This is a genomic window from Campylobacter gracilis, from assembly GCF_018374135.1.
Taxonomy (GTDB): Bacteria; Campylobacterota; Campylobacteria; order Campylobacterales; family Campylobacteraceae; genus Campylobacter_B; species Campylobacter_B gracilis_A.
The window spans coordinates 19,501-32,471 of sequence record NZ_JAHAFS010000007.1 but is presented as its reverse complement, the minus strand read 5'-3'; the positions used below and the strand labels follow the sequence as shown (position 1 = coordinate 32,471).

Sequence of the window (12,971 nt, the reverse complement as noted above, 5' to 3'; positions counted from 1 at the left end):
GCGACAAGTCGCGCCCGCTGCGGAGTTAAATTTTATTTTCTACTGCCGCACGGCTAAATTTTATTTCATATCCGTCGTAGGGTTAAATTTTATTTCCGATCCATCGCGGGATCAAATTTCATTTTTCGATCCGCCGCGAGGCTAAATTTTATTTTCAGATAGTAGGATGTTGATGAGTGGATTTAGCAACGTCTCGCCGCGAGCGGCACACAGCACGATCTCGTCGTAGTAGTAGTCGCTCCTGCCGTAGTTGTGAAACTCATACGCCCCAAAGCCATATCCCATCGGCGTGATCTCGACGCGCGAGTACCAGGCGTCCTTGGCGATGATGTATTTCTCGGTGTCTTGCGAATAAACCCACACCACGATCTCGTCCTTGTTTTTTTGCCGCATCAGCCACATAAAGACGTTTGCGATGTCGTTGAAAAAATATGTATCGCCATTTGGCATAACGGCCTGAGCGGTGTTATACAGATCATTTATCACCGTGCCGCTCTCATGGCATAGATATTTGCCGAATTCAATCTGCAGCGGCTGCTTATCCGTGTTGCCGTGGCGAACGGAAATTTTGGATTCGGCTATATCCATGGACGATATGAGCAGCCCCATCACGCAGGCGAGCAAAACCGCGGCAAAAATTTTCTTAATCATAGCAGCGCGCCCCGCACGAAGTAGTATTTGACGACGTAGGCGCTGCAGATAAGCGCGTTTAGAATGAGCCAGAACGAGGAGTATTTAAGCAGGTGGGTGTAGGCACGCTTGGTGATGAGCTCCGTTAAAAATGGCACGATGCCGAAAAATATACCCAAAAATAGCGAGCCCCAAATCGCATAGCCGACGAAGTAATAATCCTTCAAAAGCATGCAATACGGGCATTTGTGATTGGGCTGCTCGTAAACGTAAAGCCCGAAAAAATAGGTGATCGCGTAGTATGCGACGAACAGAAAGAGCAAATTCAGAGCAAAGCTCGCCATCGACTGCTTTAAGAAATTTAAGATCAAAATGGCGCCTAATATCGCGTAGAAAAAGGTTGCCAAAAGCGCCTGCGTGTAGCCGAACGGGAGCTTCGGCGCGCGAAATACGACCGAGCAGCAAAACACCGGCACGCGCAACGGGATATTGGTAAAAAATAGAATTTCTAAAATAAACTCCGCCAAAACGCCCATAAAAAGGATGGTAAAGATCAGGTATTTGCGCCGCAGATAGGGAAATTTGCCCGCTTTAAGATCGAGGCTGTTTAAAATAAGCCAGAGCCCAAAGCCGAAGATCAGTAAAATTTTTAAAAGCAGCAAGATGTTGCCGTAGCGGTTCGAACCCACGACGCCCGCGGAGCACATCGCGCCCGGCACGACCGAAGAGAGCTCGTTTAGGCAGAGCGCGAAAAATATAAACAAAATGATCTTGCACGCTATCGTGAAGAACAAAATAGTATTGATGAGATAGTTTCTTTTCTCCAGGGCGTATTGTAAATTTGAGGTGGCGTTAAAGTCCCAATAGCGCATGATCCGCACGATGTGAAACTGCGAGATCGCCATCAGCGCTATTACGATGAGCTCCACGGCCAAAAACGCGATCACGCTACCCGATAAAAATACGCTCATGCAGAAATTTCTCCATCTTTTAAAAACACGTATCGATCCACGAAGCTTAGCTCGTCGAAGAGTATATCGTGCGTCGCGATCAAAACGGCCTTTTTAAGCTCTTTGAGCTTTGAAAGCATTTCGATAAAGCCGAGCGAGTTTTGTTTGTCTAAATTTGCCGTCGGCTCGTCGGCCAAGATGATCTGCGGATTCATCACTAGCGCCCTTGCGATAGCGCAGCGCTGCTTCTCCCCGCCGCTAAGGCTGGAGACGATCTGATCTTTTTTATGCTCGATATTAGCAATCTGCATCGCTTCGTCTATGCGCGCGCTAAGCTCATCTCTGCTCAGCCGCTCGAGGCTAAGCGGCGCAAGGACGTTTTTATAGACGCTAAGCGCCTCAAGCAGATTGAAAGACTGAAAGATAAAACCGATTTTTTTATGGCGATACGCGGAGCTTTCGATATCGGCGAGCTTAGAGACGTTTGCGCCGTCTACTAAAACCTCGCCGCTACTCGGCTTAGAAAGCGCGCCTATGATGGATAGAAGCGTACTTTTGCCGCTGCCGCTGACCCCTTTTAAGATTACGATCTGCCCTTCCTCGACGTTTAAGCTTATATTTTTCAAAGCGCGAAATTCATTCGCCCTGCCCTCGTTGTAAATTTTAAAAAGCTGTTTGATCTCTATCTTGCTCATTTGACCGCCTCGCTCATATCGCCTATAGCGATGCGCCAGGATGGGATGATGACGAAGGCTAAAAACGGGATCACGCTAAAGACGAAGATCAAAAAGAGCATATTGAAATTTATCGCGGGCGTAAAGGTGATGAAATTTCGCAGCTCGCCGCCTAAGAATATATCGCGCAGAAGCGGCGCATCCAGGATAAAAACATAAGCATACGCGCCCGCGACGCCGAGCAGATAAGCGCTTAGCGAGACGATGAAATTTTGAATAAATTTCATCGCGATGATGTCCTTTATACAAAAGCCGATGCTGCGCAAGATCGCGATCTCCTTTTTCTTCTCGCCGTATGCGAGCGAAATTTGATTTTTCAGTAAGATAAAAAACGAGATCATTGCCACGGCGTAAAGCACCATAAAGATCCCGCCCTTGTAATAATACAGATGCCTCACTTCGGCTACCGCATCCTCGGCGCTAAGGGCTTGCGTGTTGGGGTATAAATTTACGATCTTAAGCGCTACTTCGCTTACTTCGTTGGGGTTGGGCACGCTTACGTAGAGCTTGGTGTATTCGCCCTCCTTCAGGCTTAGCACCTCGCGCGCGGTGGCGGGGTTTAGATAGATCACGTCGTTTGAGACAATGCTGCTTTCGTGCGGCGAAATTTTATTAATCTTAATCGCGATTAGGCGCTGTTCGGTCAAGAAGTGAAACTCGTCCTCGTAGTACCACTCGCCCATCGCCGCTTTTACTCCCTCGCCTACGATCATTTCGTTTTCGCTCAGGCTTTCGTCGCCTACGATATGAAACCAAACGCGCTTTTGAGCGAAGTAATACATCCCGTCCACGGCGCCCTGCACTTCGCTGACGCCCGCGATCTTAGAGACGTCGTAGATATAGCCGTCGTGCATCAGATCGCGTTTGCCCGCACGCAGAGCCTCTACGACGATGTCGGGTCTGAGCTTGATGACTTTTTCGAGATCGTTTTGAATGGAGCCCGAGATAAAAAGCACCGAGCTTAAAATAAAAACGATAAAGGCAAATATCGCGAAGCTAAAGGAGTGATCGGCTCTGTCTTTTCGTAGCAGAGTTACGGAGTAGTCGATGAAGCTTTTACTTATCATAGACGAACTCCGCGTAGGCCTTGCTCTTAAAGCTGCTTGAGAGCCGCACGTCCCTTATCTCGCGCGCGAGCTTTTGCAGACACTGCTCGCTCTTTGCGCGATCAAAGCTTACGTAATGTACCGCAATGAGCGCGTAAAGGGCGGCAAAAAAGATAATTAAAGCGCAAATGAGCCTCATAGCCCCTCTATCACGCTCTCTTGAATTTCGTCAAATTTAAGTACGCTCTTGCCTCCGTGATCTTTGGCGAAGGTCTTAGCCGCGCTCTCACTATCAAACGCAATGAGCTCGTCGCCCATCGGTCCTAGGACGTTGGAGCCGAGCACGTAAAAAGCGCTTTTAGCGTCGATCTTATGTAGCTTGTAGTAGTCGGTTACGAAAATTTTATCAAAGCTCTTGCCCTTTTGGAAGTAGTACTTCATCAGATCTTTCACGCCGTCAAAATACAGACTCTCGCCGCCCTGAACCTCTATCATCGCCGCCCAGTTAGGGTTTTTACCTACCAGCATACCGCAGACCGGGCATTTAGCGCCTTCCGGCACGACGATCTTTTCAGGCTTTTTCGCTTTTGCGTTTTTGTCGCTGCTGCCTAAATTTGCCGGCGCATCCCATAGATACAGCGCCGCGGCTTGCAGGTGTTTGTCGTACTCAGGCTCCTTGCTCGCGCCTTTTGCGTCGCAAACATTTTTGAGATGAGCTTTAAGCTCGGAGATGGCTTTGAAGTTTTTCGCTTCGGTTTTAGCGCAGTTTGTTTCGTAAAATTCCTTACCGTGCGCGTAAACGCCGCCCTCACGCTTGGCTTTGATCATCTTATTATCGCCCTCAAAATCCTGCCCCGCAATCTCGTAGGCTTTGGCGAAGCTCATTATCTCGCCGCCGTTTTCGGCTTGAAATTCCTTCGCGTCGGCCTCGGTTGAGAAGGCGTATTTGCTATTACGCGTCATCGTGCCTTTGACCTTGCTGCCCACGACGTAAAAGGCCTTATTTACGTCGATCAAATTTAGATTTTTCGTATCGACGACCTGCGCATCGCTTGGAATTTTACCGCCCGTAATCTCATACAAGCAGTGCAGAGAAGCTACTTGCTTGCCGTTTACAACATGGTTGGTTTTATAAAATTTAACCAAATTCATTCCGCAAACGGCGCAGTATTCTTTGCCCTCTCCGCTTCCTACAAGCGTAGCTTTGCTAGGATCCACGCTTTGAAACATAGGCTTTGCCGGTTTATTGGCCCCGTCCATCGAGGCACCGCAAACGAACGCGACGAGCGCAGCCGAAGCCAAAAACGAACGTAAAATCATACTGTCTCCTTAAAAATTTGATGTTTTAAATCTACTTACTAATCGAATTTAAAAATTCCAAATTCTCGCATCCCATCTTGATGCCGCCGTCGCAGCTTTTTTTGAAAAGCTCTTTTGCTTTGGCGTTATCGGACTTCACCCCTTTTCCTTCGGCATACATTATGGCTAGGTTATTGCAGCCGTCGAAGTGACCGAGGTTGCACGCCTTTTCATACTGCTGCTTTGCCTGCTTATAATCCTGGCTTACCCCCTGCCCGAAGGCGTATAGATAGCCAAGGTTGTTGCAGCCGATGCCGATGTCGCCGCCGCAAGCCTTTTCGTAAAAAATTTTAGCCTTTGCGAAGCTTTGCTGCACGCCTTCGCCCTTCAGATACAGATAACCCAGGTTGTTGCAGCCCATCATATCGCCGTAGGTGCAGGCCTTCTCATAAAGGCTCGCCGCCTTGGCGACGTCCTTTGCAAGCCCCGCACCGTTTGCGTATAAAAGCCCGAGCGAGGTGCAGCCTTCGTTATCTTTGCAGGCTTTTTCGTAATAAGCCGCGGCTTTGGTAAAATTTTGATCCGCGCCGTTGCCGCTTTCGTAGATATAGCCTAGATTGTTGCACGCAAGCGCAAATTTAGCGCCACACGCCTTCTCGTAGAGGCTGATCGCTTTTTCGAAATTTTTCTCTACGTTGCCAGTGCCCTCAAAATACAAAACGGCTAGATTATAGCATCCCGAAGCTTTATTTTCCAAACCGCACGCTCGCTCGTAAATTTCTGCGAGTTTTTTATGATCGCCGCTTTGCTGTGCCTGAATGCCCTCGCTGATAAAGCCCGCATTTGCTGCGGCAGCCAAAACCAGCGCTATTAGAAATTTTTTCAAATTTACTCCTTTATATCGTTTTTACGTCCCTGCCCCTGAAAGCAAGAGCGATTATTAAAATTATCGCCGCTATTATACAATAAAACGGCGCGGGTATCTGCGGCGCATCTCCCGCGGCATAAGAGTGCATGCCGGTGAGGTAGAAATTTACGCCGAAATAGGTCATTATGATCGAGCTATACGCGAGCGTCGAGCTCACGCAATAAACATAGATCGAGCCGAGCTTCGGGATAAGCTTTAGATGCAGTACGATCGCATAGACGATGATCGAGACATACGACCAGGTCTCTTTGCTATCCCAGCCCCAGTATCGCCCCCAGCTCTCATTCGCCCACACGCCGCCGAAGAAATTTCCAAGCGTCAGCATCGAAAGCCCCACGATGAGGCTGATCTCGTTGATAGCCGTTATATATCTGATCTGAGCGTTGAGCCGCTCGCGATTGGCACTGTTTTTAAGAGCCATCAAAACAAGAGCCAAAAGCCCAAGTAGGCAGCTAAGCCCTAAAAATCCGTAGCTAGCCGTGATAACAGATACGTGGATGCTAAGCCAATAGGACTTTAGCACCGGCACGAGGTTAGTAATCTGCGGATTTACGAAGCTCATATGCGCTACTAGCATCACGATGCTAGCTAGTAAGCAGCTCGCGCTTAGCGTAAGTAGGGACTTTCTAAAAAATATGATCCCCGCAAGCGCCGCCGACCAGCCGATGTAGATCATCGACTCATAGCTATCGCTCCACGGCGCGTGAGCCGCGACGTACCAGCGCAGCGCAAGCGCGAGAGTATGCGCCGCAAAGCTTGTGGCAAAGACCGCAAATAAAATTTTTTGCGCGAGCGCGAAGCTCTTGCCGCAAAGCGCGCCCAAAAGCGCCAATATTAAAGCTACGCCGCCTAGGATCATATAGCAATAAACTAGCTTTTTGAAAACCGAAGCTTTGTTATAAAACACCTCTGCCTTGACGCGGCTAACGCTAGGAAGAATAGCCGCCGAGGTAGCCCTTTGGTAGTTTTTCAGCTCTGCAAGTGCTGCGTCCGCTTTAGCCCAGTCGTTATCCGAAATTCCATCTTGCAGGCCGTTTAAATAGTCGTTTAACACGCCTTTGATCTGCGGCGCGATCCTATAATCCGCAAAGGCGTCGTTCGGCGAGAGCCACGCGTTTTGCGGGTCGTTCGGCACGGGGATAAATTTAAAAAACACCCCTCTAAAGGTTAGATACGCGATGTTTAGCCGCTCATCGAATTTAATCAGCTCGTTATCTAGCGCGGCGCGGCGCGAGGCGCTTTTTTCATTCGCCTCGTCCAGGGCGTGGGCGAGCTTGTAGTTGCCGTTTTCATCAAAGACCGAATTAAAGCTCGCATATCGCTCCTGTGGCGCTAAACCCAGCATCTTTTTGATCTCGTCGTTTTTGATCTTGATGATCTTTTGATCGCGCCAAAACGCTGGATTTAGGCTCATTCCTAGGATCATCTGCTCGGCGCTTAAGCCGTAAAGCGAATCCGTACCTGAAATTTTATTTACGATCTCGCTTGCTTCGGTGCTAAGCGGCTTGATCCTGCCCATGTAATCTTGCACTAAAAGCTCCGCGAACGCGCCGTTTGCGTGAACGCGCGAGTTGGCTTTAAGGTTTGCTAGATAGTTTTCATCCGCGGCACGAAGCTCCACGCTTAAAAGAAGCGGCGCGATCAAAAGAAGCGCGGCGGGTGCGTTATTTTTGATAAATTTAGCTAGCTTTTTAAACCTGCTGCCCGCGGTAAAAAGATTGCCGATAAATCCGACGCAAAGCAAGAAATAGCCGAAATAAGTGGGGATTTTACCAGGATCGCGATTAAGCTCCAGCACCGTGCCCAGCTCGTCCGTGTCGTAGGAGGACTGAAAGAGCTTAAAGCCGTCAAAGTTTAGCGGGTGGTTCATATAAATTTCATGTTCCCCTGCGCTCTTGCCCTCTTTTAAAATTTCAACGTCGCTGGCATAAGATGATGGGCTTTGCGAGCCTGGATAGCGCTCGAGCTTAAATTTCAAAAGCTTTACCGCAAACGGAAGCTCTATGAGTTTCGAGCCCCAGCTTAGCATTATCTCCTCGCCGTCAAAGTTTAAAATTTTAGGTTCCCCGAGCCAGCCCGCGCCGCCGCGCAGCTGCGCTTCTTGCTCGCTTCCGCCCTCAAAGCCCGCCTTTACCGCAAGAGTGCCCTGTTCGCCTTTGGGCGCGGGTTTGTAGGAGCCAAATTTGACGGTGAAGCTTTTAGAATTTATACTTTGCGTGAAGCTAAAATCGTTATCGCCGATCTGAGATAGATTTAGCGGGTGCTCAAACAGCGCGTCTTGCGTGCGGATTTGCAAGTATGGTTTGACGCTCACCATCTCGCTTTCGCTCTCGCCCGCCCTTACGTGCAGCACGCCCTCGGTGCCGAAATAGCGCGTCAGCGCCGCGCCGATAAAGATAACGATAAATGCCGCGTGCAGGACGAAGGAGCCGAAGCGGCGCCACATTTTAGTTTTTACGATGATAGCGAGCAGGCTCAGCGTCGCCGCACCCATGACGCACTCGTACCAGCGCGCCTCATAGACTAAAATTTTAGCCGTTTGCGTATCGTAAATGCTCTCTAAAAAGGTTGCGACGCCGGCACCTGCGGCTAGGATAAAAAGGAGGCAGAGCGCGAACTTGTAAGAGATGAAAAATTTTAATATTTTTAGCGCGCTCATTAACCCTCCGCAGTTTTACATTATTATATCGTAAGTTTGTCCTGCGTATAGTATAAACATTCTAAGAAGTAATACTCCGACCACGCTGGCAAGCGCACTAACATAGAACGCAAACGCAGTGTGAGCGATCTTTTTGCCCAGTGCGAAATTTAAAACGAGCGGCACGCAAAAGCCTACGCCTACGACGCCTAGCCAAAACAGCTGAGCGTAAACGCCTTCGCTAAAGGCTACGCTGGCGGCTTTTTGCACGTCGCTGCCCGTTACTAGCGAGACGAAAATCATGCCGATTAGTAAAATTTCCATCGCTAAAACCGGCCATTCGACTGCGTGTAAAGCTTTAAGATCACCTCCGTGCGGGTCTGCTTTAAAGAAAAGCGCGGCTATTAGGCTTGAGCCCGCAATACCCGCCGATAAGCCCGACGCCACGAAAAGCGCAGGTAAAACGGCTGTATTAAGGATAGGAAATCTAACTAAAACCGAGATCAAAAATCCCGTATAGGCGCAGATCGCGACCGCAAAAACTAGCGTAAGCGCAAGAAGCAGCGGGCGAAGCGCGTTTAAAATTTTCATTACGAGCGTGAAAAGCCCTTTTAAAAAAGTAAGTCTGCGCGATAAAAATCCGCTAAGATCAGCTTCAAATGCATAAAGGCAGGCTACGAAGCTAAGCGGGATATAGACGCAAAGCGCCGCCACGCCCACGGACATAACCGAGGTGAAGTTATAATTAATCAAAATTTTCCAAAAAAGTAGCGGTCGCTCAAGGTCGGCTACCAGGCAGACCATACCGAGTAAGATCGCTACGAAAGATAGCAGCGACGCAGCCTTAAACAGCGGCGTGCTTTCGGCCTGCTTTTTATAAAGCTTAACGAGGATCGCGACTACTAACGCGCCGCCGCTCATACCCGCTAGCAAAAGATAAACCGCGATCGGCCAGCCCCACTCAACGCCGTGCGAGAAGGTCGCAGTGAAATTTATAGCTCCGTTCATATCACACCCCTAGTTTTACCGCAGGAATATAGCGCAGGCTCGGCTTCGTGCCGCACTCAGGATGCATTCGCAAGCTGTCTTTTACGCGAAGTAGCTTGCTGATGTGCGAGCCTTCGTCGTTTAGATCGCCAAATACGATCGCTTCGTATCTGCATGCCTCGATGCAGGCAGGCTCGTGACCGTCCTTTAAATTCGTATCCAAGCAGAAGTTGCAGCTCTCTGCGGCTTTGGTTTCGTGATTTATAAAGCGCACGTCGTAAGGACAGGCTACGATGCAATATTTACAGGCGATGCAGTCGTCGGTGTTCATCGTCGTGATGCCGGTTTTTTCATCTTTGTGACAGGCTTTCGTCGGGCAAACTTTTACGCACGGCGCATCCTCGCACTGCTGGCAAGATACTCTAACGTAGCGCTTTTCTTTCAAATTTAGCGGATCGGTTTTATCCTGGATAAAAAGCCTCATCTGACCTTTCGGAACCGAATTTACCTTTTTACAGGCTATCTCGCAATCGGTGCAGCCCACACATTTGTTTTGATCGAAGATCATGCCGTAGTGCGGCTTTTTCGGCTCTTGCTTTTTAGCACTTGCATTTGCGTCTTGCGTATTTTTATCCGCGCTATTTTGCGCGAGTAAGCTTGAGGCGATTGCGCCAAGCCCCAAAGAGCCGAGTGCGGCGGATTTTATAAAATTTCTTCTTTGCTTTTGCATATTCTCCTCCGACTAAATTTAAGCAAAACTACTTTGTTTTGTTCGCGTCGTGAAAGCTTTTAGCCTCGCTCTCGCTAAGCTTTTTGGCCGCATCGGCAAGCTCGCCGGGCTTTAAAACCTTTAGTAGTTCGGCTTCAAAAATCACCACAGAACCCGCAGGAATTCTATCTACGTCCACGTTGCCGTAGGCTAAATTACTAGGGATTGTAAATTTATATTTCGAGCCTGTATTCATCAAAAGCAGCCCCTCGCGCAATCCATCGATTAAGCCTATCATAGAAAGATGCGCCGGAATTTTAGATGCGAAAGTATCGTCAAATACGCTACCGTTCGTCAAATACGCCTTATAGTTCATCACCACTACGCTCTCGGGCTTTGGCTTTTCGCCCATGCCTAGCTTTAGAATTTCATATTGAAGACCGGATTTTGTGGTTTTAACGTCCGGATTTTTGGCATTTTTCGCCATGAATTCCTTGCCTGCTTTTAAATTTTTATCAAGCTCCGCTTTGGAATTTGTTTCTACGATCTTATTTAATTTATCGGCTCTTTGATTCAAAAGCGCAATAATTTCCTCATCTTTTAGCTTCTGCTGCTTTTTAAGAGCGTCCAAAAACCCCTCTATCACCGCATCTAAGTCGTATTTGACACCTAACGCGGCTTGTGAATGCAGCTGGTTTGAAACATAGCTTCCGGTGGAAGCTCCGATGCTATAAGATTCTTTTTGTTCTTGCGTAGTTAAATTCGCGCCCAACGCGCAGCTTGCCAAAACGATAGGCAAGAAAATTTTTAGTCTTTTTTGCATACATTTGCCTTTTAAATTTCGGGGCCGCGAGCTTACGCGACCCCGAAAGAATTATAAATTATTATTTAAAATTCTTTGAGCCTCTTTGATATACTCTTTAGCGGCTTCTAGCCTTTGCTTAGTATATTTAAATCCGTGCATACCCCACGAGCCGTCTTTTTCGATAAGATCAACGGTGTCTTGAGCTTTTTCGATTAGCTCGTAAACGCGAGTTTTGTCGCTGGAGTTAAGCTTTTTGGTCTCAAGGATAGAGTAAATTCCTTGAATACCGATCTTAACTTGCGAGAAATCGCTCTTAATTGGAGTTTGCCAGCCCATAACCTCATCGTAAACCTGCTTTTGATTCTTGAAGTGAAGCGTCTCTTTTAGCTCGGAAACGACAGGGCTGTGGCAGCCTTTGGTATCTTGCATATCTTTATCCGCCCAAGATGTTCGTGCGCACGACCACATAAGATCGACGAAATTTCGTCCATCTTTATTTCTTTGGAAGTGCCAATCTTTCGCATCTCTTGGACCTTTAGCGGCATCGCCTGCGACTAGAGATTTTCTAGCAGGATCGATGTCGATCTTCCAGATGTGAGATCTTCTTTGAGTATCAAATCCCGCGTTATCTTGGAACTGAATAGCGTAGAAGTTCTCGCAGCTCATCATAAACGGCATGTGACAAGATGCGCAGGTGTTGTCTTTATGTGTATCGGCTCTTGCGGCGATGTAGGCTTGCTCTTGGTGGCAGTCTTTGCACTCTTTTGTGATCTTAGGCTTCGTATAAAACGCGCTCAAATAGCCCTGCTCTGAGTTGTAATTTACGCCCTTGACGGTTTTATCGCCAACTACCGGTCCGGTGTTATCGTGCGGATCGTGGCAGGTTACGCAGCGCATACCCTTCTCGTAGTGAGCAGTAAAGTAGGACTGAGAGCCTTCAGAGCCGCAGCCTGGTCCCATAGATTTAAATTTAGAGCTAAGAGATAGGTCGGGATTTCCGTTGTTTAGCGGATTAGCACGAGCCAAATCAGGGCTATAGTTAAATCTTTGGTGGCAGCGTTCGCAGTTTGAGGTTCTAAAATTTGTAGCGCCGTCAAGGTGACCGCCCGCTCCATGGCACTCTTCACAGGTGATACCCTTGGAGATAGTGTGCTTTTGAAGCTCTTTTGCGTTACCCAAAGCAGCATAGAATTCTTTTTTAGTTTTAAAATCGAATTTGAATGGGTGGCAGACTTCGCAATACGAGCTGTTTGCTTGGAAAAACATCGATTTTTTGTATTTCGCAGCATACGACGCAAGACCTCTTACGTAACCGCCGTTATCGCCGTATTCCTCAAGCGTGCCTGGGAATTCAGGAACGATCTTTTTGATCTTTTTGACCGTCTCATCGTCTAAATTTAACGCCCAAGTCCTTTGGAATTGGTTACCGCCGGCTACGATTTGACCGGTACCATCTCTTAGCAAACCGCCCTCTACGTGATAGGTTCCGCGTAGAAGCCATGCATCTACGTAGCCGAATTTTGTCCTTAGATGCCCCACAGTCGCATAAATTACGTCAGGGGTAATACCTTTTGGAAGGATCGACGCCGTATCCGGGCTAAATACAGGATCGGTTAAGTTGTTATTAACCTCCGGGTGCTCGCCCGGGAAGCGGATAGTAGTGGCGTGGCGCGATCTGCTCCATGTCTCATACTGCGCAGGGTGGCACTCGCCGCATTTTTCAGGGCCTATGAATTTATTCGGAAATTGCAGCGAAGAGCCCGCAGGGATTCTATACATCATAGAGCTATAGCCCTTGCCGTCGTCTCTTTTGCTGGCCTTGGAAAAGTCAAATCCGTGACCTTCCGCAAGCCACTCCAAACCTCGGTCATGTACATCCATCTTGCCGACCGTTTTACCGCCGTATTTGGTAAAAATCGGGTGATTTTTAAATAGCCAGTCATACATCTCTCGCTCTTCTACGACGTAGTCCTGCAAGGATATGACGCCTCTGCTTTGCAACGTGCCCTTAGGATTTGCGATGACGTCGCGCGATTTTTGCGACATTTCCATCTCATGCCCCATGCCTTCATCAGCATAGGCTCCTGCGGCAAAAATGCTAATACAGGCTAGCGCGCCTAGTAGCATCTTATTCCATTTTTTCATGGCTCCTCCTTTGAAAATCGAAATTTTAAATTAGCAAAGTTCTACGCTCGAAATAATATCAACAAAAAAGGGTGAAAAAGGGAGAAATTTAATGAAGTCT

General features: G+C 48.2%; 12 protein-coding genes. All 12 read right to left on the bottom strand.

What is annotated here, in order from left to right; all coding sequences use genetic code 11:
- Window positions 1-141 precede the first annotated feature (141 nt).
- From KH703_RS04525 to KH703_RS04470, 12 genes are read right to left on the bottom strand one after another with little or no spacing between them, the layout of a single operon-like run.
- Window positions 142-651, bottom strand: a complete 510-nt coding sequence (locus tag KH703_RS04525) for a hypothetical protein (protein WP_005870878.1) — start codon at window positions 649-651, stop codon at window positions 142-144.
- A complete protein-coding gene (locus KH703_RS04520; RefSeq protein ID WP_304294527.1) occupies window positions 648-1,601 on the bottom strand; it encodes a hypothetical protein in 954 nt (317 codons plus the stop codon). The genes KH703_RS04525 and KH703_RS04520 overlap by 4 nt, the downstream gene beginning before the upstream one ends.
- Window positions 1,598-2,275, bottom strand: a complete 678-nt coding sequence (locus KH703_RS04515) for an ABC transporter ATP-binding protein (RefSeq protein ID WP_304294525.1) — start codon at window positions 2,273-2,275, stop codon at window positions 1,598-1,600. Before KH703_RS04515 ends, KH703_RS04520 begins: the two co-directional genes overlap by 4 nt.
- Entirely contained in the window at window positions 2,272-3,381 is a 1,110-nt protein-coding gene (locus KH703_RS04510; RefSeq protein WP_005870881.1) for an ABC transporter permease, read from the bottom strand. The genes KH703_RS04515 and KH703_RS04510 overlap by 4 nt, the downstream gene beginning before the upstream one ends.
- Window positions 3,371-3,559 carry a hypothetical protein gene (locus KH703_RS04505; RefSeq protein ID WP_299086165.1) on the bottom strand — a complete coding sequence of 63 codons (189 nt, stop codon included), beginning with the start codon at window positions 3,557-3,559 and terminating at the stop codon, window positions 3,371-3,373. The genes KH703_RS04510 and KH703_RS04505 overlap by 11 nt, the downstream gene beginning before the upstream one ends.
- Window positions 3,556-4,680 (bottom strand): nitrous oxide reductase accessory protein NosL, encoded by a 1,125-nt coding sequence (locus KH703_RS04500; RefSeq protein WP_304294520.1) that lies wholly within the window; start codon window positions 4,678-4,680, stop codon window positions 3,556-3,558. The genes KH703_RS04505 and KH703_RS04500 overlap by 4 nt, the downstream gene beginning before the upstream one ends.
- Before the next feature lie 31 nt (window positions 4,681-4,711).
- Entirely contained in the window at window positions 4,712-5,545 is an 834-nt protein-coding gene (locus KH703_RS04495) for a tetratricopeptide repeat protein (RefSeq protein ID WP_304294518.1), read from the bottom strand.
- 10 nt (window positions 5,546-5,555) lie between these two features.
- The gene (ccsA, locus tag KH703_RS04490) at window positions 5,556-8,246 is read right to left on the bottom strand and encodes a cytochrome c biogenesis protein CcsA (protein WP_304294516.1); all 2,691 of its coding nucleotides are present in this window, start codon (window positions 8,244-8,246) and stop codon (window positions 5,556-5,558) included.
- Between the two features lie 15 nt (window positions 8,247-8,261).
- Window positions 8,262-9,233 carry an NrfD/PsrC family molybdoenzyme membrane anchor subunit gene (gene nrfD, locus KH703_RS04485; RefSeq protein ID WP_304294514.1) on the bottom strand — a complete coding sequence of 324 codons (972 nt, stop codon included), beginning with the start codon at window positions 9,231-9,233 and terminating at the stop codon, window positions 8,262-8,264.
- Between the two features lies 1 nt (window position 9,234).
- Window positions 9,235-9,942: a 4Fe-4S dicluster domain-containing protein gene (locus KH703_RS04480; RefSeq protein ID WP_304294512.1), complete on the bottom strand. Its 708-nt coding sequence runs from the start codon at window positions 9,940-9,942 to the stop codon at window positions 9,235-9,237.
- 28 nt (window positions 9,943-9,970) lie between these two features.
- Window positions 9,971-10,744, bottom strand: coding sequence for an FKBP-type peptidyl-prolyl cis-trans isomerase N-terminal domain-containing protein (locus KH703_RS04475; RefSeq protein WP_005870892.1), 774 nt, complete (start codon window positions 10,742-10,744; stop codon window positions 9,971-9,973).
- 51 nt (window positions 10,745-10,795) lie between these two features.
- Entirely contained in the window at window positions 10,796-12,871 is a 2,076-nt protein-coding gene (locus KH703_RS04470) for a cytochrome C (RefSeq protein WP_304294509.1), read from the bottom strand.
- Between the last annotated feature and the right edge of the window lie 100 nt (window positions 12,872-12,971).

Coding starts and splice junctions, on each gene's coding strand:
- KH703_RS04525 (WP_005870878.1), bottom strand. CDS start 651: ATGATTAAGAAAATTTTTGCCGCGGTTTTGCTCGCCTGCGTGATGGGG.
- KH703_RS04520 (WP_304294527.1), bottom strand. CDS start 1,601: ATGAGCGTATTTTTATCGGGTAGCGTGATCGCGTTTTTGGCCGTGGAG.
- KH703_RS04515 (WP_304294525.1), bottom strand. CDS start 2,275: ATGAGCAAGATAGAGATCAAACAGCTTTTTAAAATTTACAACGAGGGC.
- KH703_RS04510 (WP_005870881.1), bottom strand. CDS start 3,381: ATGATAAGTAAAAGCTTCATCGACTACTCCGTAACTCTGCTACGAAAA.
- KH703_RS04505 (WP_299086165.1), bottom strand. CDS start 3,559: ATGAGGCTCATTTGCGCTTTAATTATCTTTTTTGCCGCCCTTTACGCG.
- KH703_RS04500 (WP_304294520.1), bottom strand. CDS start 4,680: ATGATTTTACGTTCGTTTTTGGCTTCGGCTGCGCTCGTCGCGTTCGTT.
- ccsA (WP_304294516.1), bottom strand. CDS start 8,246: ATGAGCGCGCTAAAAATATTAAAATTTTTCATCTCTTACAAGTTCGCG.
- nrfD (WP_304294514.1), bottom strand. CDS start 9,233: ATGAACGGAGCTATAAATTTCACTGCGACCTTCTCGCACGGCGTTGAG.
- KH703_RS04480 (WP_304294512.1), bottom strand. CDS start 9,942: ATGCAAAAGCAAAGAAGAAATTTTATAAAATCCGCCGCACTCGGCTCT.
- KH703_RS04475 (WP_005870892.1), bottom strand. CDS start 10,744: ATGCAAAAAAGACTAAAAATTTTCTTGCCTATCGTTTTGGCAAGCTGC.
- KH703_RS04470 (WP_304294509.1), bottom strand. CDS start 12,871: ATGAAAAAATGGAATAAGATGCTACTAGGCGCGCTAGCCTGTATTAGC.